Origin of the sequence: Falsiroseomonas algicola, assembly GCF_011040385.1 — a bacterium.
GTDB classification, from domain to species: Bacteria; Pseudomonadota; Alphaproteobacteria; order Acetobacterales; family Acetobacteraceae; genus Falsiroseomonas; species Falsiroseomonas algicola.
The window spans coordinates 559,400-561,033 of sequence record NZ_JAAIKB010000002.1; the positions used below are offsets into that span (position 1 = coordinate 559,400).

Below are 1,634 nucleotides of genomic sequence, written 5' to 3' on the forward strand. Positions count from 1 at the left end.
TGCGATTCCAGCGCGGCCTCGATCTCCCCCAATTCGATCCGGTAGCCCTGGATCTTCACCTGGAAATCCTCGCGGCCGAGGAATTCGATCGGCGTCGGGCCGGTGCCATCGCCATGCGGCCGGAAGCGGCCGAGATCGCCGGTGCGGTAGCGGCGTTCGCCGGTGAAGGGGTTGGTGACGAAGCGCTCTGCCGTGCGGACGGGGTCGCGCCAATAGCCGCGGGCCAGGCCCGCGCCCGATATCTCGATCTCGCCCGTCACCCAATCGGGACAGGGCGCGCCGCGCGCATCGACGACATGCAGCATCTGGCCCGCCAGCGGCAGGCCATAGGGGATGCTGGGCCAGGCTGGGTCGAGGGCGCCGATCTCATGTGCGTTGGACCAGATCGCCGCTTCGGTCGCCCCGCCGAGCGCGACCAGCGCGGCCTGAGGCAGCGCGGCCTGGAGGCGGCGGACGAGTTCCACCGGCACCCAGTCACCCGACATCATCACGAGGCGCAGCGCATGGCCCACGGGCAGCCCGTGTTCCATCTGCATCGCCATCAGCGCCGGCACGCTGTTCCAGACCGTGACGCGGTGGCGCGCCAGCAGCGCCGCCCAGGCGCCGGGATCGCGCGCGGCTTCCGGCGGCGGCAGCACTACCGCGCCGCCCTTGGCGAGCGGGCCGAAGATGTCCCAGACCGAGAGGTCGAAGCCGAGCGCGGAGAGGCCGAAGGCGCGATCCTCCGCGCCGATGGCCCAGCGGCGATTGATCTCATCCACTGTGGCCACCGCCGCCTGGTGTTCGATCATCACGCCCTTGGGCTGGCCGGTGGAGCCGGACGTGTAGATGACGTAGGCGAGGCGCGAGGGGTCATCGATGGCGGGCAGCGCGGGCGGCGGGCCTTGATGCGCCGCGGCGAGCGCCGCGTCGATGTCGGCAGGATCCTTGATCGGCAGCGCCTCCCCCTGTGCGATCAGGTGGCGCCGGCGTTCGGACGGCAGCGCGGGGTCGACGGGCAGGTAGGCGGCGCCGGCCTTCAGCACGGCGAGCACGGCCACGACCTGGCGCCAGCCCTTCGGCAGCACGATGGCGACGAGGCGATTCCGCGTCTCGCCGCCGAGCCGCTCGCGCAGCGTCGCGGCCAAATGGCCGGCGGCGGCGTGCAGGGTCGCGTGGTCCAGCACGCGCTCCGCATCGATCACCGCCGGGCGGTCGGGCGTGGCGCGGGCCGCTTCCTCCAGCGCCACGTGCAGCAGGCGTGGCGGGGCGGCTTCGGTCAGGCTCGCGCGGGGCTGGGACGGGCGGCAGGCGCTGGCGTCGCGCGTCCAGCCTTCCCCGCTCAGCAGCGCGGCGAGCAGGCCCGCCTGCGCGGCCACCAGCGCGTCCAGCACGCCGGGCGGGAAGGCGGCCTCCACCGCATCCCAGCCCAGCACCAGCGCGCCGGCTTCCTCGAACACATGGTGGTCCAGCACCACCTGCGGCGTCTGAGTCACCGCGAAGACCGTCTCGCCCAGCCAGGCGAGCGGCGAGGTCGCGCCGCCCAGCGAGGGATGCCCGACGGTGGAAGTGAAGACGACGGGCACGGCCGCGGCTTCCGGCCGCAGGCGCCGGATCTCCCGCAGCACCGCGACGCCGCTCATGGAGGCATGGTC

The 1,634-nt window shown here is 73.4% G+C and carries 1 pseudogene; it reads right to left on the reverse strand.

From position 1 onward, the window contains the following. Positions 1-38: 38 nt before the first annotated feature. A pseudogene (locus G3576_RS32780) lies at positions 39-1,622 on the reverse strand (amino acid adenylation domain-containing protein); the annotation flags it as partial. Positions 1,623-1,634: the final 12 nt, after the last annotated feature.